Source organism: Daejeonella sp., assembly GCF_044232565.1.
In the GTDB taxonomy this organism is placed as follows: domain Bacteria; phylum Bacteroidota; class Bacteroidia; order Sphingobacteriales; family Sphingobacteriaceae; genus Daejeonella.
This window is the reverse complement of the sequence record NZ_JBIILQ010000002.1, coordinates 1-22159: the sequence shown is the minus strand read 5'-3', so window position 1 is coordinate 22159 and position 22159 is coordinate 1. Positions and strand designations below refer to the sequence as shown.

Sequence of the window (22159 nt, the reverse complement as noted above, 5' to 3'; positions counted from 1 at the left end):
CTTATATTGCATTCATAAATTACTATTCATATTGCTAGTTAAAAAAATCGATTAAACCATTTGAATAGGCTTTAATCTATGCTTAAATTTTATAAACAATTTACAAACATGCGAAGTCCCAAATTATTACTTTTCTCAATATTCACATTAATCTTTTCATTCAATCTAGCCTTAGCACAAAACCAATCTGTTTTAGAGGGGAAAATAATTGTTATTGACCCTGGGCATGGTGGCACCGCTGCAACGGATAGTTATCGTCAGGGCCCAACAGGCGAGCGAGAAGAGTGGATTGACCTCCGAGTGGGATTATTACTTAAAGAGCTATTGGAAGCCAAGGGAGCTAAAGTTTTAATGACTCGCTCTAGTGATGTATTTGTACCGCTTGCTGATCGCTCAAAAATGGCTGTTGACAATAAAGCCGATTTTTTTGTATCGATACATCATAATGCCACGGCAGATTCAAGTGTAAATTTCCCCATTATTTATTTTCACGGGCTATCCTCAGCAAACAAAGCCGGGATAAGTTTCAGTAAAGAACTAGCTAAGAACCTAGTTAAATTCATGTACAAAACAAAAACCCCAATAAGTATCGTTTCTGATTTTACAGTATTCTCCTCTGCTGGATCTTCTGTACTTCGTGGCACATATGGAATTCCGGGCGTATTAGCTGAAGCCTCCTTATTTACCAATCCAGAAGAAGAATCACGTTTAAAAGAGAAGGAACATAACTATAATGAAGCATTGGCATTTGCAATTGCAATTGAAGATTTTTTCAAAGGAGAAATTCCTCCTATTCGGCCAAAAATAACATCCGACTTCCCAACAGAGTTTGCTACACTACAAGAAGCAGAGCGTATGAGTCCCGTTGCTAAACGCTGGTATCAAGATTATACCGAAGCAAAACAATTAATGAAAAGCAAGAACAAAGAAACTCTTCAAAAGGCATTTGACCTATTCACACAATCTGCTAAATCATTTCCAGATTCTTATGTGGCAGGAGAATGCCATAAGTACAGAGTAGATATTTTATACAAATTAGGTAAAAGCGATGAAGCCTTACAGGAAGAAAAAAGAGTTAGAGAATTTTATCCACTAAATTAGATTTTGTCATTTTCTGAGCTATTCGGGGAATGATAAATCTTGTAATTCTTTGCTTAAATCAACCACAAATCCTTTGATAATAGCATACCTGGGTTTTGATTCCTGAAAAAGGACAAATTGAGCCTGCTGACCTATTTTGGCTGCTTGCACCGGGCTCTCATCCTGATTGGTGAGATGTAATATTCTTCCACTTAATGCTCCAGTTAGTGTTTGATTATCTGTACATTTTACATACAAATATCCTTCTTTTAAAAGTTCAAATTCAGCATCGCGACTTAAGCTATCCCATTCTGCTTTTAAAAGAAACTTTACCTTGCCGGGGGAAAGACTAAAGTTTGATGCTTCAATTTCTTGATGGCCAAAGTTGAGCTCCATATCACCAATTTCCTCTACACGACCATTATAAGTCATACTAGCAAAATCTGGCCCTTTGATTTGCGCGAAGTTTATACCAAGATTAGTTCTAAAAGCTATCCCCTCCTTTGTAATACTCACATTACGAATGAGTAAATCATATAAAGACCTGCTATTTTCTGGAATTGCATCATATTTTGCAAGACTCTGACTTACATAAGATTTTTGCGCAATAGATTCTAAAGCGGTTAACAAAGCATAAAAATTGAGCTTTCGAATAAATTGTTTTTCCGAATCGCCGCGAAAACCTCCAGATTCAATCAAAATAGTTGATATTCCCATGGCCTGAAATGTATCTCCGAAGCAACGCGGATCAAAAGCGTCATCATATTTGGCAATGTTTCCCGGCACTTTCATTTGCAAAGCATCATTCATAGTTAAAATCAACTGAGTAGCTCTTTTTCTACTCTCACTCATGTCTTTAGGATAATTATAAGCGGGTGCGAGAAAAGAAATTGTAGCCGTTTTATCCGTACGACCAGCAGCATAAAGCGTACTTTGATCATGTAGGTTAAAAGCGATTTCTGGTTCTATACGCTTAGCGATTTCCATCAAGGCTCGGCCCTCAGGACTTACCAATAAACGTGCATCACGATTAATATCAATTTCAAGATCATTCCTTCGCTTCCATTCTTGAGCACCATCAGGATTCAACATGGGTACGAAGTGCAATTCAAGATTATTTCGAATTAACCTCCGCAAAGGGTCGAATTCATCATTTCCCGACAAAAAATTAAACAAATCAAATAAGGCCATGGTAGCAGTAGATTCATCTCCATGCATTTGCGACCAAAGTAAAACTTTAGTCTTGCCCCTACCAAAAGAAATGTGATTAATACTTCTTCCTCTAACCGATTTACCAATTTCCTCATTAAAAAAGAGTCCAGAATTAATATGTTTCTGTATTAATTGAACTACATCAGCATGTTTTATAAAGCGGTTTTTAATCGTTTCTTCCTGAAAAAACGTGTAATTATCCCACACCAAATCAAGCTCCTTTTTTACATTTAAAGAATCTTGGCTAAAGCCTATTTGAACGATAATGAAAAGCAAACCCGTGAAAATTGTTCTTTTGAAACCCATAAATGAATGTTTAAAGCGTTAAAAATACAAAATTTACAATTCTTATATTCGCTATGTAATTTGATTGATCAGTTAATAAGTATTTATATTGGAATAATTTATTGGAAGATATCAAACACATTTTTAAATTTAAGATTCTTGAATAAAATCATGTATAAAATTCTCGCTACAATCTTAACAATCTTCATACTCAGCTCATGTGTTATTCCTAAAAAAACAGAGACGAATTGGAAAGCTTTCAAGATTGAAGGATTTGCTCAGGGCACGAGCTATCAAATTACATATTATTCAAAAAATCAAGTAGTTAGCAGCAAGTATGTTAATCAATTATTTAATGAATTAGACAGTTCTCTTTCTATTTACAAGCCCTATTCTCTCATCAATAAATTCAATAACTCAGAGAAAGGGCTTCTTATGGATAAGCATTTATTGAAGGTTGTTAAACGTTCTATGAAAATTTGGAAAGAAAGTGAAGGAGTATTTGACATCAGTATTTTACCCTTGGTGGATGTTTGGGGATTTGGCCCAACTAAACATAGCAAACAACCTAATGATTCAGAAATTACTCATGCACTTTCATGTTCTGGATCAGATAAACTCCTAATTAAAGGCAGAATGCTGGTAAAAACTAAACCCTGCCTAAAAATTGATGTAAATGGGATTGCACAGGGTTATAGCGTGGATTATATTGCTGAGTATTTAGACAATAAGGGAGTTAAAAATTACTTAGTTGAAATTGGGGGAGAAATACGTGTAAGAGGAAGGAAGCAACCCGGAAATGAACGAATGCGCATTGGAATTGAGCAACCATCATCAATTGATAGCATAGAGCTACAAAAAACACTGCAATTACGCTCTGGAGCAATAACAAGCTCTGGAAACTATAGAAGGTTTATTCAGAGTGGATCAAAGAAAATATCTCACTTAATGGATATTAAAACTGGATATCCTCTTGACAATGAAATAATTAGCGTTACTGTACGTGCCAAAAACACAATGAGTGCCGATGGATATGATAATGCATTAATTGGAATGGGCATTAAGAAAGCATTTGAATTTCTTAAAAAGCATAAAAAAATAGACGCCTATTTTATTTATAAAGATGAAAACGGGTTGTTAAGAGATACAGCAACTCAAAAGTTTTTCAGATAAATTTAAATTAGCTTATAGAACGGTCCAAATGCACATAACCACCGTCTACATGAATCAACTGCCCTGTAGTATGAGAAGATTTATGTGACAACAGAAATGCCACTGTATCAGCTATTTCATTAGCATTGGTCATACGTTTTCCCAAAGGTATTTTATTAACGATTTCTTGTAGTTTTTCTTTAGAATTTGGAAGACTTTTTATCCAGGCTTCATAGAGCGGAGTATAACATTCGGCTACTATAACTGAATTTACACGTATTTCATCTCTTAAAAGCTCTACGGCCCATTCGCGCGTCAAGGCGTTTCTGGCACCATTGGAGGCAGCATAGGCGGAAGTCCCACCCTGTCCGGTTTCAGCAACTTTGGATCCAATATTCACAATTGAACCTTTAGAAGCTTTTAGTGCCGGTAAAGCATGATGAGCCATCAAATAATAATGGATTACATTTTTATGTAAACTGTCTACAAATCGCTGATAATTTCCAGACTCAAGCCCCACACTATCGTTCACCCCTGCATTATTGACTAGTCCATCAATTTTTCCAAATTGATTGATCGTAAGCTTAACTACTTTCTCACATTCGGTCGGTTCGGTAAGCTCAGCAACGATTTGAAATGCTTTTCCACCAGACAATTCAATTTCGGATAATAATTTCAGATTATCGGCTTCATTGCGACCAACAATAACTGGGCTTGCCCCCTCTTCGGCTAAAACTTTAACAATTCCTGCACCAATACCCTTAGCACCTCCTGTTACAATAATAACCTTATCTGTTAGTTTAAGATCCATAAATTCTATTTAAATTATTATAAATTAAAAATCGCTGGCATTAATCCAATTTGTAAAAAGTTGCTGCATTTTTTCCCCAGATTGCTTCCTGCTCAGATTTAGTCAATTTGCCAATATAATCTGCAACAAGCTCACAAACCATTGAATATTCAGCTGCAAGTTTGCAAACAGGCCAATCAGAGCCAAACATGAGTCGCTCGGGACCGAAAAGCGCTAATACTTTATCCATATAAGGATAAATATCATCTTTCGTCCAATTTTTGAAATCTGCCTCTGTTACCATTCCCGAAACTTTACAATAAACACTCTTAAAAGAGGCTAAAACTTTCATATTGTCCTCCCAAGGCTCAAAAATGCCATTTCTTATGTCCGGCTTCGCTAGGTGATCAATTACAAATGATTGATCATCAATCAAATTCAAGAACGCAGGAAGCTGATTAGGATAAACTAAAATATCATAAGTAAAGCCATAAGATTTTAAAGCATTTAATCCGCGTTTAAATTCGGGTTTAAGAATAAATTCTATTGGTTCAGCTTGTAAGATATGCCTAAAACCCTTAATTATTGAGAATTGAGAATAATAAGCCAAACGCTCCTCAACATTATTGGCACATAGATCAGTCCAACCCACTACCCCCTTTATAAAATCATTTTCGGAGGCAAGATTTAGCAAAAAATCTGTTTCCTTCTCCGACTGATCAGCTTGAATAGCGATGCATCCCTTAATTCCATTAGCATCAAGTAGTGGCTTTAAATTTTGAGGAAGGAAGTCGTGTTTAATAACTTCCATTTCATCATTTATCCATTGATCCCTAATCGGATTATACTCCCAAAAATGTTGATGAGAATCAAGCTTTTCCATAAGCTATAGCTTCCTGTTTAGAAATACCTAATCCGTCGATACCAAGTTCCACCACATCACCGTGTTTGAGGTAAACTGGCGGATTAAAGCCTAGACCCACCCCTGCCGGAGTACCCGTAGAAACCACATCTCCAGGTAAAAGAGTCATAAATTTACTCACATAAGAAATCAAGAAAGGAATATTAAAAATTAGGTCATCTGTATTACTATCCTGTAAAATTTTACCATTCAACTTAAGCCAAAGCCTTAAATTATGTGGGTCTGGAATTTCATCGCGTGTGGCCAAAAATGGACCTAAAGGAGCAAAAGTATCACAACCTTTTCCCTTGTCCCATGTTCCTCCACGTTCCAACTGCCATTCACGCTCCGAAACATCATTGTGGAGCACGTAACCAGCAACATAATCCATAGCATCTGCCTCAGAAACATAACTGGCCTTTTTACCAATTACAAATGCAAGCTCAACTTCCCAATCTGATTTTACAGAATCTTTGGGGATGATAATTGGATCAAACGGTCCAGATAAGGAAGTAGTAGATTTCATGAACAAAATAGGTTCTGAAGGGATGGCCATATTTGATTCTGCAGCGTGTTTAGAATAATTTAATCCGATGCATAAAATTTTTGATGGACGAGCGATGGGTGAGCCTAGGCGTTCAGCATCACTAATTACTGGTAATTTACCTTCATTAACCTTTAAAAAAGTTGCCAAACGCTCAAAGCCATTATTTTCAAAAAAAGCTTCGTTATAATCCTCCCCAAAAGCTGAAGTGTCATATTTAATATCGTCAATTATTACTCCGGTTTTTTCTTTTCCGTTTTTACCCCACCTAATTAATTTCATTGTATTATTTTATTTATTTAAAAAAGAATGACAACCGATAAATATTATTTTAAAAAGAATTAAATTATCGATTATTTAATCATCTAATAACTTTAACTATTTAACTTGATATAACCCCCATCAATGGGATAATCATTTCCGCTTATGAAGCTAGCTTCATCTGAGCAAAGATAGAGCGCTAATGCGGCAATATCATCAGGATTAGCCATTCGTCCGATAGGTTGAGATTTAGATAATTTTTCAAATATTTCGGCTTCCTTACCGGGATAATTTTTAGCAATAAAACCATCTACAAAAGGTGTATGAACTCTTGCTGGAGAGATGCTATTGCAACGGATATTATCAGCTAGAAAATCCTTAGCCACAGAGAGCGTCATTGCGTAAATAGCTCCTTTACTCATTGAATATGCAAATCGATCGGCAACCCCAACAATGGCCGCGATGGATGCTAGATTCAAAATCACTCCTCCACCATGAGCTTTCATGATCGGAATAGCAGCAAATAAACAGTTATAAGCCCCCTTCACATTCACATTATAAATGCGATCGAAATCCGCAGCACTAGTAGTATCAGCTCTACCAACGTGAGCTATACCGGCATTATTAACCAATATATCTACCTGACCGATGCTTTTAAACAAATCAACTATTTTATCTTGATCCGAAATATCACAAGCATGAATAGCAGCATGACCACCTTTATCTTCAATTTCTTGACATACAGCCCGACCAGCATCCTGATTTAACTCAAGAATGTGCACAAAGGCACCCTGACTCGCAAAAACTTTGGCTATACCCCGGCCTATACCGCTACCAGCACCCGTAATTACTGCAATTTTCCCTTTTAAACTAAACATAAGGTATTAATTAAATCATTTTTAAAGTGAAACACCGCGCTTCCAAGGAATAAAATCATCTTGTCCCAGTTGAACGGCCTTAGGTTGAACTTCACCATTAGCTACCTTAATAACATAATTAAGGATTCGATGCGCATTTTCTCTGATCGTTTCTGTGCCATCGATTATGGTTCCACAATTAATATCGATGATATCAGGCATTTTCAGGAAAGTATTCGTATTGGTGCTCAACTTAATTACTGGGGCAATGGGGTTTCCTGTTGGAGTACCGAGGCCTGTTGTAAATAGCACAATATTGGCACCTGAGCCAACTTCTGCTGTGGTACTTTCCACATCACTACCTGGAGTACAAAGAAGGTTTAAGCCCATTTTAGTTAATTTATCAGGATAATCGAGCACTGCAGTTACAGGGGAAGTCCCACCTTTCTTCGCGGCCCCCGCAGATTTCATAGCATCAGTAATTAATCCATCTCTAATATTTCCAGGCGAAGGATTTGCATAAAACCCAGAACCATCCGCTTCAGCTTTAGCATTATAGCTTCGCATTAAATGCATAAAACGATCGGCAGTTTTTTCATCTACGCAACGATCGCTGAGCTCCTGCTCAACACCACACAATTCTGGAAATTCAGATAAAATAACAGAACCACCGAGGCTCACCAATATGTCTGAAAGGTATCCAAGAGCTGGATTAGCCGAAATTCCTGAAAAGCCATCTGAGCCGCCACATTCTAATCCAATACATAATTTTGACAAGGGTGCGGGTTCACGCTTTATTTTGTTAGCCTCTATCAAACCAGCAAAAGTTCGTTTCAGAGCTTCCTGCATTAGAATTTGCTCTGTTCCTAAATCTTGTTGCTCTAAAATTGCAATAGGTTTGCTAAAAGAAGGGTCACGTTTTTGAATCTCATTTTGGAGAATACTTATTTGAGAATGCTGACATCCAAGACTCAAAACAGTGGCTCCAGCAACATTTGGATGCGTAATGTATCCGGCAATTAGTCCGCAGAGCGCATCCGAATCCATTCGCGTACCACCACATCCCATATCATGAGTAATAAATTTAATTCCATCAATATTGGGAAAGAGTTTACTTTGATTTAAACCTTCGGGGGTAGATTGAAGATCAGCATGGAGGATTTCTTGCGTTGTTTTGCCAGTTTTATAGAGAGAAATTAAACTTTCAACCTCATTTTCATAGCTTTTTGCTTTTTTATAACCCAATTTCTCGTCGAGAGCCTCTTTTAAAACACTCACATTACGATTTTCGCAAAACACCAAGGGAATAACCAACCAATAATTTGAGGTCCCGACAGAACCATCTGCACGATGAAAACCATTGAATGTATGACCATAAAACTCAGAAACATCTGGCTTTTGCCAATCTAATTTACGCTCCGCAAGCACAAAATCGTTCGCATCATGATGCATGTTATCAAGCCTTAGCGATTCACCTTGAGCAATGAATTTACTCGCTCTTCCTACAAGAACGCCATACATAAAAATCTTATCTTCAGGCTTTAATGGCTCTATAGTAAACTTATGCTTTAACGAAACATCCGTACATAATTGAAAAGTTTTTCCAGCAGATATAATTTCCTCGCCCTTGCTCAAATTTTTAAGAGCTACCAGAACATTATCATCCGGATGAATCTGTAAAAACCGATGCCCTTTATCTTCTGCAGTATTACTCATATTCAATTATAATTCAAATATTTTATCCATTATGACCCACTTTTCTCCAGGTTTTGCACCTGGAACTGACTGCTGATATTTCCACATGAGCTCTTCCCACTGTTGGACTTTCTCATTTTCAGCATCTGCATTCGCTTTTTTACCCAAACTAAAAGTCTCATTTACTTCCATAATCATGAAAAGCCTGTTAGAAAATCGATAAATTTGCATGTTTTCAATACCCGAAGCACAGATACTTTCAATGATTTCAGGCCATACATTTTGATGCCAGGCTTCATACTCTGCAATTAATGCTGGATCATTTATAAGATCGAGGGTTAAACAAAATCTATCCATTTGACAATTCCTTTTTTTCAATTTTATGCCCTTTTAGTGCAAAAGCAAGAATAACAACAAAACAAATCAAGGTAACAATATATCCAAATTGAAGAGTACCACTAAGATCTGAAATAAATCCAAAAGCTAATGGTAAGAATGCACCTCCAACAATAGCCATCACAATTAAGCTACTACCATATTCGGTATCTTTTCCAAGCCCCTTGATACCCAAAGAAAAAATAGTTGGAAACATAATCGACATAAAAAATGCGATTCCAATTACAGAATAGATAGCGATCATTCCATGCATAAAAATTGCTGGAAAACACAGTAAAATGCAGAATACAGAATAAATTGCCAAAAGACGCTCCGATTTAATAAAACGCATGAAAAACACACCGATAAACCTGCCAAGCATAAAAGCTAATCCGCATCCCCAGCCTAAATAATCTGCTGCAACTACTCTTTCAATCTGAGCAACCTCTACAGCATATAAAATAAAGAAACTGAAAACGCAGACTTGCGCCCCAACATAAAAAAATTGAGCAATTACTGCCCAGCTAAGGTGTTTATGGCGCAAAGCTTGAAACACATTTTTACTTTCACTTTGTTCTTCAGATTGCTCTATTTCTGGCAGCCGAAGGAAATAGAAAATGAGTGCAATGAGGAGAATAATACTCCCTAAAACAAAATAAGGAACTTTCACACTTGAGGCTTCTGCAGCAAGCGCAATCTGCCTTGCACTGTCAGTCATTGTATTTAACTCTTCATCTGAAGATCCTTTAGTTAATATTATTCGAGCGCCAATAATTGGCGCTAAGGTTGCTGCGAGCCCGTTAAAGGATTGGGCAAAATTCAACCGACTAGTTGCCGATTCCGGATCACCGAGCAGTGAAACATAAGGATTTGCAACAGTCTCCAAAATGGTTAATCCACAAGCGATGATAAATAAAGCCCCTAAAAAGAACACGTATTCACCTGTATCTGCTGCCGGAATAAATAAAAATGAGCCAAGAGCAAATAGTAATAAACCGAAAATGATTCCTTTTTTATAACCATATTTTTTTACGGCTAAACCAGCAGGAATAGCCATCAAAAAGTAGGCTATGAATACAGATGAGTCAACTAATGACGACTGCAGATTAGTTAAACTGAATGATTTTTTTAAGTGCGGAATTAGAATCGGATCAAGGTTATGTACGAAGCCCCACATAAAAAAGAGCGATATAACCATGATTAAGGGGAATAAATACTTATTTTTTGCCATACAACTCTAGATTACAATTGATAATAAATATACCTTTTACACTTTCAAATGATTAAAATCAATAAGAATATCTATGTATTTTAAGGATTATATTACAATTATACTAATTCAGATGCTTTTATTTATAAGAGAATTCAATGATTTTGAGAACTCAAATCAGGCGTTCTTAGAAAGAATTATAGTTGAAAAGAAAACAATTTAGATTTTGGCATTCTATCCAAACTTTACCGAAGTCATGGTTAAAGAGCCTCCTACTGCCACATCATTAAAAAATGATACTTCTTCATTTTTTGCTTGAATCCCTAAATTATAAATTAAAGGTAAATAATGTTCTAAAGTGGGAATAGCCAAATTTATATTGGAGCTAATGCTTTGATAGTTTATAAGTGCTTGATGATCACCAGATTCAATAAGCTTTTTAAACTTCTTATTTAATTCATGAGCCCAATCAAATCCAAATTCCTGTTCGTTCAAACGATCCCAAGCTACCATTCTTAGGTTATGAACCATATTACCACTTCCTAAAATCAAAACTCCTTTTTTACGAAGTGAAAACAATTCTTTGGCAAGGTCGTAGTGATACTGAAGGCCCTTATTATAATCAATACTTAATTGAAGAACAGGGATATTAGCTTTTGGGTACATGTGTCTAACAACTGTCCAAGCGCCATGGTCAAGCCCCCAGTCATGGTCAAGCTCTGCATGCACTGAATGTAAAAGTGCAGCTGTTTCATTCGCAATCATTTTGCTGCCTGGTGCTGGATATTGAACATTAAATAATGCTTGGGGAAACCCTCCAAAATCATGAATTGTTTTTGGGAAATCCATAGCAGTAACCTTTGTCCCATTGCTAAGCCAATGAGCTGAAATGACAAGAACAGCACTTGGTTCAGGGATTTCTTGTGAAATTTGGGCCCAGCGGCGAGAAAACTCATTATCTTCAATACCATTCATTGGAGAGCCATGGCCAACAAATAATGCCGGCATTAAATAACCTGTTTCATTTAGTTTTTGAGTAAAATACTTGAAATTTTCTAAGCCCGACATTTATTTTAATTATGTGTTGAATAAACAAAACTACCAATCAAATGGATGTTTATTAATGAATAGGATAAAAAATAACATTGACCTACATCAAGAAAAACGGAATTTAAAGAATATAGGTAACAAAAAAATAAGAAAGTCCCGAAATAAATATGACTAAAAAGCCCCATAAGGCAGTTTTACGCAATTCAACACTTCCTAATACGATAACTATGATCAATTTTACTAGGGTATTAGATAGAGCCGCAATGATTATGGTTTGGATTGCCATATTTTTACTGCCACCAGCTTTTGCAATTTTAGCCATAGATAGGGTAATGGCATCCACATCGGTTATACCAGAAATGGCGCCAACTAGATAAATACCACTATCACCAAAGTGGATACTCGCATATTTAACCAGCCATTGCACAGCAGCAAACAAAACAGCAAATTTCAAAGCGCTAAGAAAGTCCAATGGGTTTTTTAAAACTATTCCATTAGCATTATGATTACCATTCTTAAACTTATAAATGAGAGCGGCAGATACAAACCCAGAACTAGTAATCACTAAAATAGGTACCCAAAGTTGTTTTGCCAAGTCGGCATTAACTACATAAACCTCAAAAAGTATCCTCGGAAACATGATAGTACAGGCACTGATAATACCCACGGCATAAAAAAAAGAAGAAGCTCTTGATTTAGTATCCTTGCTTTTTCGTGAAAAAGCAAGAGCCACGGAAGTACTAGAAACAATCCCACCAATGATACCAGCCAAAACAGTTCCTTTCTGACCCATAAATTTAGCAATCATGTAACCTACTAAGCTTGTCCCAGATACAAGCACGACCATTTGCCAGATTTCTTTTAAATTCCAGAGCTTGTATGGTCCAAAATTATCATTCGGAAGGAAAGGAATTACAAGTGCAGACATGACCACAAACAAAATGATCGCCAATAATTCCTGACGCTTCAATTTCTCAACAAAAAGGTGCAATGTTGGTTTAAATGCAAGAAGCAATAACATCACAACCATAATGATGAGCGCAAAAAGAATCATATTAAAAAAGACTAGGGCACCCAAAGTGAAGGTAATAAGAAGTGCAAATTCTGTGGTTCCACCTCTATTACCTGGCATTTTAGAAAGTTGCACATAGGATACCACAACGAACGCAAAAACACAGGCGAGCGTTAATCCGAAAACCCACTCCCCCACCAAAGTTGATATTAGCGCAGAAATAAAGCCAAACATAGACACCATGGTGAAAGTCCGGATGCCCGCAAATTGCTCTTGATGTTCCATTGCTTCTTTTGAAAACTGGCGTTCCATGCCAATCAAGAAGCCTATCCCAATGCTACTAGCTAAGCCAATTAGGTGATCAAAATTTAAATCGGAAAACTGTGAAGTACCAATCTCAATCATTGTATACAAATAAGTGTTAAGGATAAAAATTAGAAAATAGGATTCAAGAGAATTTAAATCATTTTAAAGATCATCAATTACCCCTTGAAAGATTATAGAAGAGAATAAATTAAAGCTCTAATATTGTTCTCTCAACAATTTAAATTCAAAACATCTATTTAATTAGCAAATTGAACAAAAAAATGTTTCGCCATGAAGTTAAAGGAAGAACCTTCATTCATAACCGCCGAATAGCTGCCATACTTTCATTTAAGCAGGCATTGTTAACATCATTGATGTTCTGTATATCCAAACAATACCACTAATATAACCGGTCATTTTACCTTCTTTGCGGAAGACATTGTTAACAATAGGTAATTAATTGCCTTTACCATTTCAATATATTTTCCGGCATTTTTATCTGGTGCTTTTTTTTCAGTATACTGATTGAACTTAGTTCAAAAAATATTGATAATACATACAAATTCTATGAGACTAGAGATCATAATTCCTAGCCTTTTGGGATAAGTGCAAATAATTTGGCTGAGGGATTTACTATTTAAAAATAGAACTTATGCTCCTATTTGCCATGGGTTTACAAAATGCACTAGTTACCAATGTGTCAAATTCAATTTAAGGACAAGCCATTTAACTGGTTTATTCACAGATTTAGGAATTGAGTTATCTCAATTATTCTTTTACCGCACAAAAAATGAATTACAAAAACTATTCCGGAGTATTAAATTGAGAATGATTATTATCATATTTTTCTTCTCTGGATGTATTTTGGGAGGATTTACCTTTAACTCATACGGAATAAAGTCATTGTTAATGCCTCTCTATGCCTGATCCTTACTCTTCTTTACGACAATATTCGTTATCGCTTTTATTACTTGAAAAGAAAAATCTTCGTTTCTAAACCTATCATTAAATAGGAATGGTTGTTAATCGATGGCTTAAATTCATCCTCAATAAAGGACAGGAAATCCAATTGATTATTTCCTCAATGCAAAGGCAACATAACTATCACCCTTTGACATCCCCAACTTAGTTCCTCCACATGCAATCACAATGTATTGTTTACCATTCAACTGGTAGGTTGAAGGTGTCGCAAAACCAGATGCAGGCAGGGGATATTCCCAAAGAATTTTACCATTTTTTTTATCGATAGCTCGAAAGGTATTATCCTTTGTAGCGGCAATGAATAAAAGTCCGCCAGCTGTAACCAGAGGCCCCCCATAATTTTCTGTTCCTGTCACAGGAATACCTTTTTTGGTAAATTCTTTAATCTCACCCAATGGAATCTGCCAGAGATGCTGCCCTGTATTTAGATTAATAGCGGTGAGTGTACCCCAAGGCGGAGTAATTGCCGGGTAACCCCTTTCATCCAGAAATTTATTATATCCGTTAAACTGGTAAGGAACATCCGGATATTTATCCTTTGTAACAGAAAGAACCTCCTGTTTTTCTTCACCAAAAATATAGGATATGATAGCCTGTTTTTCCTGATCAGAAATTTGTGTAAAGCCTGGCATCATTCCTTTTCCATTTTTTATAAGATTGGTAACAGCTGCGCGGCCAAGACGTTCTCGAACTCCTAGTAATGAAGGGTACCCACTTTGTGGGTTTCCAGAAAAATCAGCTTTATGACATGTTTGGCAATTATTCAGATATAATGACTTTCCGGTACTTGAAACAGTAGACGTATTATTTTTTTTACTAAGACTAAAGAGCCATGCCATCTCATTGGAATTAACATACATGATGCCTTCCTTATCAACTGCTGGTCCACCCCATTCTGCGGCTCCATCCGGACCAGGGAAGATTATTGATTCTTTAAAATCGAGAGGATGAAATGGCCCTTTGTTCGCGTTTCTATAAATGGTTATTAAGGAATCTCTTTTATCAGAAAAATGGGTGATATCATTTTCTGTTATCGAATTTCTTGCAAATGGTTTCGGCAAGCGTGGTATCGGCTGAGTGGCCCAGGTTTCTTCACCGGGTAATGTTGATTGAGGAAAAGGGACTTCATCAATTGGAAACAAAGGTTTTCCATTCTCGCGGTCAAATACAAAAACATAACCTGACTTAGTAACTTGGGCTACGGCATCAATACTTTTGCCATCCCTTTTGATAGTGATCAAATTTGGTGGAGCTGGCAGGTCCCGATCCCAAATATCATGATGGACAGTTTGAAAATGCCAGATATACTCCCCTGTTTTTGCATTTAAGGCAATTAGTGAGTTGGCAAATAAGTTTGACCCTTTCCTGTTCCCTCCATAAAAATCAAAGGAGGCTGATCCTGTTGGGACATAAATAATTCCCCGTTTACGATCAACCGACATACCCGTCCAATTATTAGCAGCTCCGATGGCTGAATTTTTATAGGCATCAGCTGGCCAAGTATCATAACCCCTTTCACCTGGATGAGGTATGGTTTTAAATACCCAAGCTATTTTTCCAGTTAGAATATTAAATGCCTGAATATATCCAGGTGCGGCACCCGCATTTTCATCTAAACGCAGTGGCATGACAATCAGATCCCCATAAATGGTACCCGGAGTAGTTGATGAAACAAATTTTGAAATAGCATCATCACCTAACCCACTTTTCAAACTAACTCTACCCCCATCTCCGAAGGAAGCTATTGGTTTACCGGTAAGTGGATTTATGGCATAAAGCCAAGTTAGATAAGTATAAAGTATTCTTTTGTCTTTTCCCTTTTCCCAATAAGCAACCCCTCTATTCACATTTGCTGGACTTTTTTGCTCAGGAGCAAAACGCCAGAGTTCTTTACCAGTTGAAGCATCGAGTGCAAAAAGATGGTTAGATGCTGTTAATGCAAACATTCGATTTCCAACAATAATGGGATTACATTGAACCTGTCCTGAATCTCCGGTATGAAATTCCCATACTGGCTCAAGTGAGGTTACATTTGTGGTATTTATTTGGGAAAGGCTTGAATAATGATTCCTATCGGCACCCCCTAGATATTCAGGCCAGTCTTGATCCTCGGCAAAATACCCCTTGAAACTTAGAAATATCACGCTAACACTCAATAAAATGATGAAATAGAGGATGAATTTTTTCATAATTAAAGCTTTTACGGCCTCAAATTATAAAAAAAAAATGTGTTCGTAGATTTTTAAAAAAATGTGTTCACTGAATAAAAAAAAAGTATAATATCAGCTCTGAGAAAAAAATACCATTATTTTATTGACTCTTTCTTAAAAACAAGCAAGGGTACAGAAGCTCTTAACGAATATTCGGCGGTACTACTTGAAAGAAACAACTTTTCAAAAAAATCAAGATCTTGATCTGTAAACATGATTAAAATTGATGGTTTAGTCTTTTTGATTACATGCTCCAAATTAGTGATTAGATTATATACAAGATCAATATTTTCTAAGCGATAACTAATGCTGGTTTTAGGATATTTCTTAATTAGCTCCTCAATTGTTTTCATATTGTCTGAAGAATCTGAAGGATAATTAAGATGCAAAAGTTCAATACTAGCGCCAAGTGGCTTTGCAAAAGCTACTGTTTTATCCATTTCTTGTTTGAGATTAGCTAAATCAGAAGCATAAAGCACAGATTTAATTTTTGAACTTTTATAATTATGAGGTACAGCAATAATAGGCACTTTTGAATGTTGAATTAAATTTGTGGTATTGGTTCCAAAAAACTTTTTAACCTTCCCATCTCCCCTCCTACTTATTGAAATAAAATCAAATTGATGATCGGAAGCATATTTAATGATATTGCTATCCGTAACAAATGAGCTACTTAGTACAAAATGCACTTTTCCTGGTTTCGTATCCATAGCTTTATAAATACCCGCAACAAACTTTTCTAATTTATTTTTCATCTTAACCGACTCACTTTTTTCATAGCTAGTAAATGTTTGTACATCCCAAATACTAGGCTTCATAATATGATAAGAATGAAAAAATGTAAGTTCACATGGCTGTTGCGAAGCCAATTGAATGGCAAAACGAATACCGGCCTTTGAATTTGAGGAAAAATCAGTGGTAGCGAGAATTTTTAGCATATATTTCTTAAACAAAAAGGTGAAATTGAAATTGGTTAATTGTGATTAAATTTTTTGGATTTTTTCATTAAAAAAAAATAGGATTTTACCTAAAAAACCAATTTACACCTTTGAAAACTCAAAAAATATGACGCTCGTCAATATTCATAAATATGACTGCCAAATCAATCTAATTTCTTAATTTAACAATCAGTTTATTGGTAAAAAATCAAACCATGATAAAAAATCCCTTTCCCTTTTCTGGCTTAAGTAGCGCTGAGGTGGAGTTACGAAAAAAAAACGTGACAATTTCAGGAAAAGAGCAGAGTGAATTCATCATAATTCTTAAGGAAACGATCTTTGAGCCAATTTTCATTCTTTTGATAGCTTCAGCACTCGTTTATTTTTTACTAGGCGAATTTTCGGAAGCAATTTTCTTGCTTTCAGCAGTGCTATTGGTCTCAACAATTTCTTTTTTTCAAACCTTTCGCACACGCAAAGCACTTTCATTACTGGAAGTATTGACGGCCTCCAAAACGAAGGTTATACGTGATGGGAAAGTGATTGAAATAGCTTCAGAAGAAATTGTTTTAGGCGATTTTTTAATTTCAGAGGAAGGTTCAGTTATTGCTGCCGATGGAAAAATTGTCCATAGTAATGACTTTGCAGTTAATGAATCAGTTCTAACCGGAGAATCATTTTCACAAAGAAAAAGCACTGAAAAAGAGCGAAATGAGGTCTTTCAGGGCACATTAGCTGTTTCCGGACTTGCAGTTTATGAAGTTACGGCTACTGGAGATCAAAGCAGAGTAGCACAATTGGCTGAGCTTGCTAAAGAAATAAAAACTGAAAAACCGCCTCTTTATAAACAGATATTAAGCTTCGTGAAATCAATGACAATTATTGGAGCAATTTGCTTTTTGCTTGTCTTAATATTTTACTATTTCCAAACCAACAAATTTCTTGATAGCTTACTAATGGCATTAACATTAGCTATGTCGATTCTTCCAGAAGAGATTCCTGTTGCCTTCACCACCTTCATGGCATTAGGGGCTTGGAAGCTCTCAAAAACAGGAATTCTTGTTAAAGGTCTTAATACAGTAGAAACTCTTGGTGCCGCAACGGTAATCTGTATCGATAAAACAGGAACCATTACCGAAAATAAAATGGAATTAGCATCCATTTACAATCACAGAAGCAAGGAACTATTTACCAAGGAGCAGATAAAAGAGCAGAAGACCTTAAATGAGGTAGCCGAATTTGGAATGTGGGCAAGTGAACCTATACCCTTCGACCCAATGGAGATTGCATTGCATGAGCTCTATAAAAAATTGAGCACCAAGGATATTCGGAAAAACTTCAAAATGATTCACGAATATCCACTTGATGGTCAGCCACCCATGATGACACACATTTTCGAAAATGAAAATGGTGTACGTTATATTGCAGCAAAAGGAGCTCCAGAGGCCATTATAAACGTTTCGGGACTTAGTGAAGCTGAGAAAATAGAAATTAATTTAAAAATTAAAAGTCTAGCATCCCAAGGCTTTCGAGTATTAGGTGTAGGAAAAAGTGATTTGATAGGGCATTCATTTCCACTAAAGCAGCAGGATTTTTCCTTCACTTTTCTTGGCTTACTCGCTTTTTATGACCCACCTAAAGAGAACATTAACAAAGTATTTGAACAATTTTATCAAGCTGGAATTGCAGTAAAAATCATTACCGGCGATAATGCCCTAACAACTTCGGCTATTGCCAAACAATGTGGATTCAAAGGAGCTGAGAAAACAATGGATGGAAAAGAGCTGATCAAAATGAGTGATGAAAAGCTTCTAAATTTAGTAGACGAAGTGAATATTTATACCCGGATGTTTCCAGAAGCAAAACTAAGGATAATCAATATTTTGAAACAAAAAAGCCATATAGTAGCCATGACCGGAGACGGGGTAAATGATAGCTTGGCATTAAAATCATCACACATTGGAATAGCAATGGGCAAAAAAGGCTCAGAAGTAGCACGTCAGGCTGCGTCTCTCATCCTCATAGATGATAATTTACTACACATGGTAGAGGCAATTGCGCTTGGCAGAAGAATCTATGAAAACCTTAAAAAAGCGATTCAATATATAATTTCAATCCACATCCCCATAATTTTAATTGTAACGGTGCCCCTACTCCTTTTCTGGAAATACACCAACTTTTTTTCTCCTGTCCATGTGATATTTCTGGAATTAATTATGGGCCCAACCTGTTCGATTATCTTTGAAAACGAACCCATTGAAGCTAATTCAATGAATAAAGCGCCTCGAAAATTAAGTGCTACCTTTTTCTCATTCCAGGAGTTATCAATCAGCATTATTCAGGGTATTATCATTACCACTTCATGCTTAGGAATGGGTTATTATTATATGGAAAATAATTATAGCATTGCTGAAGTTCGCACCATTATCTATAGCACCCTAATTTTCAGTAATATCTTCTTAACGCTTTCAAACAGGTCGTTTTATTATTCGATATTTACCACAATTCGATATAAAAATAATTTAATACCCTTGATTCTAGGTATCTCCGTCTTTATTTTGCTGCTCTCCATCTATTTTAGTCCGCTTCAAGATATATTTAAATTTGTACCCCTATCAATCCAAGAGCTCTCCTACTGCTTTATTGCTGCATTTATTGGCGTAATGTGGATAGAAGTTTTTAAAACCACAAGAAGAAGAGAAAGCTAAAAACAATAAAGAATTACAAAGAATGTGATTGATATCATTTTCTTTCATAATGAGTGTCATTGCATTGCTTCGAATTTCAAGTGACTTTTGAAGACATGGACATTTTAAATACCCCAACACAAACTCAAACAATAAACCAATGCTATCATTGTGGTAACGATTGTCAAGATCAGGACTACCACTATGATGAAAAAGATTTTTGTTGCATAGGTTGTCAGAGTGTTTATACCATACTATCCGAAAATCAACTGTGTAGTTATTATAATTACAATGATACTCCGGGGAAAACACAAGATGCGAATTTATCCCATTATGATTATTTAGACGAATCAAGAATCGCAGCTTCTCTTCTTGATTATTCGGATGAAAACATAAGCATCATTACCTTGTACATCCCCTCCATACATTGCAGCTCATGTTTATGGTTGCTGGAGCATCTCTATAAAATAAATACGTCCATTGTTAACTCAAGAATTGATTTTCTAAAAAAACAGGTCGTAATCACCTTTAAACACAAAGAATTTTCATTGCGCGAACTCGTTGGAATGCTGAGTGCCATTGGTTATGAGCCAATTATTAGCCTGCAAGATGTTGTGAAAGAGCAAAACAAGGTATCAGATAGAGAAATTATTAAAAAAATTGCTGTTGCTGGTTTCTGTTTCGGAAATGTGATGTTATTGAGCTTCCCTGAATATTTTGGGATGGCGGCATTTGAGCAGCAGTTCAAGACATTTTTTGGATGGCTTAATCTTGTTTTTGCTTTTCCAGTTGTTTTTTATAGTGGGCGCGACTATTTTATTTCTGCATGGAAAAACTTGACTAATAATATATTAAATCTGGATTTCCCCCTTGCCCTTGGAATTTCAGTGATGTTTATTCGCTCAATTTATGAAATTTTAAGTGGTAGTGGAGCAGGCTTTGTAGATACACTCTGCGGACTCGTATTCTTCCTACTTATTGGTAAATGGGTGCAGCAACGTACTTATCATCATTTATCTTTTGAGCGTGATTATCGTTCATATTTTCCAGTTGCGGTCACTTTGATTAGTGAGGGTATTGAAAAACCTATCCCTATGGATGAGCTACAGATTGGTGATCGAATCTTGATACGAAACAATGAAATTATTCCTGCAGACACTATACTTATGAAGGGCGACGCAATAATTGATTTTAGCTTCGTAACCGGTGAGTCGGTACCAGTACAAAAAGTTTTAGGAGAAGTGGTTTATGCTGGTGGGCGCCAGATCAATGAAGCCATTGAACTTGAAGTAATTAAGCCCGTTTCTCAAAGTTATTTAACTAGCCTTTGGAATAATGAGGCCTTTGAGGGTAAGCACAAAAAAATTAAGACTTTTAGTGATACGGTTAGTAAATATTTCAGTGTAGTGCTTTTAGCAATTGCTTTTGGATCAGCAGCATTTTGGATGTTTGATGACAGTGCCAAAGCATGGCAATCCTTTACTGCTGTTTTAATTATTGCTTGCCCCTGTGCCTTAGCTTTAAGCTCACCATTCACTCTATCGGCAGTATTGAGCATTTTCGATAAGAATAAATTCTACCTCAAAAATACCGCAGTAGTAGAACAAATGACCAAAATTGACACGCTTGTTTTCGACAAAACCGGTACAATTACCGCTCCCGAGGGATTCCGAATTAGTTTTGAAGGTAATCTAAGCTTTGAAGAACAATGTATGATTAGTTCAGTAGCGCGAAATTCGGGTCACCCACTTAGTAGAGAGCTCGTTAAATGGATGAAAATCAATGAATATTTTACTGTTAGTTCCTACCAAGAAATTCCAGGAAAAGGAATAGAGGGCATTGTAAACCATAAAATGGTACGTATTGGAAGTGCATCATTCATCAATATAAAAACAGAGAAGCAAGACATTGGAACAGTATATATCCAGATTGGGAAGCAATATGCAGGTTATTTCAGTTTCAGACAAAGTTGGCGTCCGAGATTAAAAGAACTTTTTACAAAGTTAGGCAGCAAATTGAACATGCATTTACTATCAGGAGATCAAGATTCGGAACGTGAATTTCTGCTACCTGCATTCCCATGGGAAGACCAAATGCACTTCTCTCAAAGTCCCCAGAATAAATTAGACTACATCCAAGCTCTCCAGCAAAAAAACAATAAGGTAATGATGCTCGGTGATGGCTTAAATGATGCAGGAGCACTGAAGCAAAGTGATTTAGGAATAGCTGTGACTGATAACATCAATAATTTTTCGCCAGGTTGTGATGCCATACTTGATGGAGCGAGTTTTGAAAAACTACCCAACTTCATTCAACAAGCTAAAGACGCTTTAAAAGTAATTCACATTAGTTTTAGTATTTCATTAGTGTATAATGTAATCGGATTATTTTTCGCAGTTCAAGGCCTATTATCACCACTTTACGCAGCTATTTTAATGCCCATAAGCACAGTAACTATTATTTCATTCACCAGCATCGCAACACATATGTTCGCCCGAAAAAACAAATTAACATGAACATCTTATATTTTTTAATTGGTTGTAGTGTGTTCTTAGCCCTCCTGTTTTTATTAGCCTTTTTTTGGGCCATGAAAAATGGACAGAATGATGATAC

At 36.2% G+C, this 22159-nt stretch carries 18 protein-coding genes; 6 read left to right on the top strand and 12 right to left on the bottom strand.

Features of this window, described 5'->3' with window-relative positions:
* Nucleotides 1-78 precede the first annotated feature (78 nt).
* Nucleotides 79-1101 carry an N-acetylmuramoyl-L-alanine amidase gene (locus ACILQF_RS00330; protein WP_395625418.1) on the top strand — a complete coding sequence of 341 codons (1023 nt, stop codon included), beginning with the start codon at nt 79-81 and terminating at the stop codon, nt 1099-1101.
* A gap of 18 nt (nt 1102-1119) precedes the next feature.
* Here the strand turns inward: ACILQF_RS00330 and ACILQF_RS00325 are convergent, their stop codons facing one another.
* Nucleotides 1120-2598, bottom strand: coding sequence for a M14 family zinc carboxypeptidase (locus tag ACILQF_RS00325; protein WP_395625417.1), 1479 nt, complete (start codon nt 2596-2598; stop codon nt 1120-1122).
* Nucleotides 2599-2748: 150 nt separating this feature from the next.
* Between ACILQF_RS00325 and ACILQF_RS00320 the strand changes: the two genes are divergently transcribed.
* Entirely contained in the window at nt 2749-3750 is a 1002-nt protein-coding gene (locus ACILQF_RS00320) for an FAD:protein FMN transferase (RefSeq protein ID WP_395625416.1), read from the top strand.
* A gap of 7 nt (nt 3751-3757) precedes the next feature.
* On the opposite strand, the gene ACILQF_RS00315 is transcribed toward ACILQF_RS00320, so the two are convergent.
* The 9 genes from ACILQF_RS00315 to ACILQF_RS00275 all read right to left on the bottom strand — a co-directional run bounded on the left by ACILQF_RS00315 (nt 3758) and on the right by ACILQF_RS00275 (nt 12829).
* A complete protein-coding gene (locus ACILQF_RS00315; RefSeq protein WP_395625415.1) occupies nt 3758-4540 on the bottom strand; it encodes an SDR family oxidoreductase in 783 nt (260 codons plus the stop codon).
* Between the two features lie 40 nt (nt 4541-4580).
* Nucleotides 4581-5402 carry an amidohydrolase family protein gene (locus ACILQF_RS00310; protein WP_395625414.1) on the bottom strand — a complete coding sequence of 274 codons (822 nt, stop codon included), beginning with the start codon at nt 5400-5402 and terminating at the stop codon, nt 4581-4583.
* Nucleotides 5389-6246, bottom strand: coding sequence for a fumarylacetoacetate hydrolase family protein (locus ACILQF_RS00305; protein ID WP_395625413.1), 858 nt, complete (start codon nt 6244-6246; stop codon nt 5389-5391). The genes ACILQF_RS00310 and ACILQF_RS00305 overlap by 14 nt, the downstream gene beginning before the upstream one ends.
* A gap of 92 nt (nt 6247-6338) precedes the next feature.
* The gene (locus ACILQF_RS00300) at nt 6339-7103 is read right to left on the bottom strand and encodes an SDR family NAD(P)-dependent oxidoreductase (RefSeq protein WP_395625412.1); all 765 of its coding nucleotides are present in this window, start codon (nt 7101-7103) and stop codon (nt 6339-6341) included.
* Between the two features lie 21 nt (nt 7104-7124).
* Nucleotides 7125-8798 carry a UxaA family hydrolase gene (locus ACILQF_RS00295; protein ID WP_395625411.1) on the bottom strand — a complete coding sequence of 558 codons (1674 nt, stop codon included), beginning with the start codon at nt 8796-8798 and terminating at the stop codon, nt 7125-7127.
* A gap of 6 nt (nt 8799-8804) precedes the next feature.
* Nucleotides 8805-9134 (bottom strand): L-rhamnose mutarotase, encoded by a 330-nt coding sequence (locus ACILQF_RS00290; RefSeq protein WP_395625410.1) that lies wholly within the window; start codon nt 9132-9134, stop codon nt 8805-8807.
* The gene (gene fucP, locus ACILQF_RS00285; protein WP_395625409.1) at nt 9127-10383 is read right to left on the bottom strand and encodes an L-fucose:H+ symporter permease; all 1257 of its coding nucleotides are present in this window, start codon (nt 10381-10383) and stop codon (nt 9127-9129) included. Before fucP ends, ACILQF_RS00290 begins: the two co-directional genes overlap by 8 nt.
* Nucleotides 10384-10596: 213 nt before the next feature.
* Nucleotides 10597-11430: a 4,5-DOPA dioxygenase extradiol gene (ygiD, locus tag ACILQF_RS00280; protein WP_395625408.1), complete on the bottom strand. Its 834-nt coding sequence runs from the start codon at nt 11428-11430 to the stop codon at nt 10597-10599.
* 103 nt (nt 11431-11533) lie between these two features.
* Nucleotides 11534-12829 (bottom strand): MgtC/SapB family protein, encoded by a 1296-nt coding sequence (locus ACILQF_RS00275; RefSeq protein ID WP_395625407.1) that lies wholly within the window; start codon nt 12827-12829, stop codon nt 11534-11536.
* A 507-nt stretch (nt 12830-13336) separates the two neighbouring features.
* On the opposite strand from ACILQF_RS00275, the gene ACILQF_RS00270 reads away from it, so the two are divergent.
* Nucleotides 13337-13657 carry a DUF1275 family protein gene (locus ACILQF_RS00270; protein WP_395625406.1) on the top strand — a complete coding sequence of 107 codons (321 nt, stop codon included), beginning with the start codon at nt 13337-13339 and terminating at the stop codon, nt 13655-13657.
* A gap of 146 nt (nt 13658-13803) precedes the next feature.
* On the opposite strand, the gene ACILQF_RS00265 is transcribed toward ACILQF_RS00270, so the two are convergent.
* Both ACILQF_RS00265 and ACILQF_RS00260 read right to left on the bottom strand, forming a co-directional pair.
* Nucleotides 13804-15900 (bottom strand): PQQ-binding-like beta-propeller repeat protein, encoded by a 2097-nt coding sequence (locus ACILQF_RS00265; protein ID WP_395625405.1) that lies wholly within the window; start codon nt 15898-15900, stop codon nt 13804-13806.
* A 116-nt stretch (nt 15901-16016) separates the two neighbouring features.
* Entirely contained in the window at nt 16017-16859 is an 843-nt protein-coding gene (locus ACILQF_RS00260) for a universal stress protein (RefSeq protein ID WP_395625404.1), read from the bottom strand.
* 215 nt (nt 16860-17074) lie between these two features.
* Between ACILQF_RS00260 and ACILQF_RS00255 the strand changes: the two genes are divergently transcribed.
* The 3 genes from ACILQF_RS00255 to ccoS form a co-directional block, all read left to right on the top strand.
* A complete protein-coding gene (locus tag ACILQF_RS00255) occupies nt 17075-19567 on the top strand; it encodes a cation-translocating P-type ATPase (RefSeq protein WP_395625403.1) in 2493 nt (830 codons plus the stop codon).
* Nucleotides 19568-19647: 80 nt separating this feature from the next.
* Nucleotides 19648-22062, top strand: a complete 2415-nt coding sequence (locus ACILQF_RS00250) for a heavy metal translocating P-type ATPase (protein WP_395625402.1) — start codon at nt 19648-19650, stop codon at nt 22060-22062.
* Nucleotides 22059-22159: cbb3-type cytochrome oxidase assembly protein CcoS (gene ccoS, locus ACILQF_RS00245; RefSeq protein ID WP_395625433.1), on the top strand; the 101-nt coding region annotated here is incomplete at its 3' end. The genes ACILQF_RS00250 and ccoS, both read left to right, overlap by 4 nt.

Bases quoted from the DNA above. Each gene is read 5' to 3' on its own strand.
- ACILQF_RS00320 (WP_395625416.1), top strand. From the start codon at position 2,749: ATGTATAAAATTCTCGCTACAATCTTAACAATCTTCATACTCAGCTCA.
- ACILQF_RS00305 (WP_395625413.1), bottom strand. From the start codon at position 6,246: ATGAAATTAATTAGGTGGGGTAAAAACGGAAAAGAAAAAACCGGAGTA.
- ACILQF_RS00260 (WP_395625404.1), bottom strand. From the start codon at position 16,859: ATGCTAAAAATTCTCGCTACCACTGATTTTTCCTCAAATTCAAAGGCC.
- ACILQF_RS00265 (WP_395625405.1), bottom strand. From the start codon at position 15,900: ATGAAAAAATTCATCCTCTATTTCATCATTTTATTGAGTGTTAGCGTG.
- ACILQF_RS00275 (WP_395625407.1), bottom strand. From the start codon at position 12,829: ATGATTGAGATTGGTACTTCACAGTTTTCCGATTTAAATTTTGATCAC.
- ACILQF_RS00325 (WP_395625417.1), bottom strand. From the start codon at position 2,598: ATGGGTTTCAAAAGAACAATTTTCACGGGTTTGCTTTTCATTATCGTT.
- ygiD (WP_395625408.1), bottom strand. From the start codon at position 11,430: ATGTCGGGCTTAGAAAATTTCAAGTATTTTACTCAAAAACTAAATGAA.
- fucP (WP_395625409.1), bottom strand. From the start codon at position 10,383: ATGGCAAAAAATAAGTATTTATTCCCCTTAATCATGGTTATATCGCTC.
- ACILQF_RS00330 (WP_395625418.1), top strand. From the start codon at position 79: ATGCTTAAATTTTATAAACAATTTACAAACATGCGAAGTCCCAAATTA.
- ACILQF_RS00255 (WP_395625403.1), top strand. From the start codon at position 17,075: ATGATAAAAAATCCCTTTCCCTTTTCTGGCTTAAGTAGCGCTGAGGTG.
- ACILQF_RS00290 (WP_395625410.1), bottom strand. From the start codon at position 9,134: ATGGATAGATTTTGTTTAACCCTCGATCTTATAAATGATCCAGCATTA.
- ACILQF_RS00310 (WP_395625414.1), bottom strand. From the start codon at position 5,402: ATGGAAAAGCTTGATTCTCATCAACATTTTTGGGAGTATAATCCGATT.
- ACILQF_RS00300 (WP_395625412.1), bottom strand. From the start codon at position 7,103: ATGTTTAGTTTAAAAGGGAAAATTGCAGTAATTACGGGTGCTGGTAGC.
- ACILQF_RS00315 (WP_395625415.1), bottom strand. From the start codon at position 4,540: ATGGATCTTAAACTAACAGATAAGGTTATTATTGTAACAGGAGGTGCT.
- ACILQF_RS00295 (WP_395625411.1), bottom strand. From the start codon at position 8,798: ATGAGTAATACTGCAGAAGATAAAGGGCATCGGTTTTTACAGATTCAT.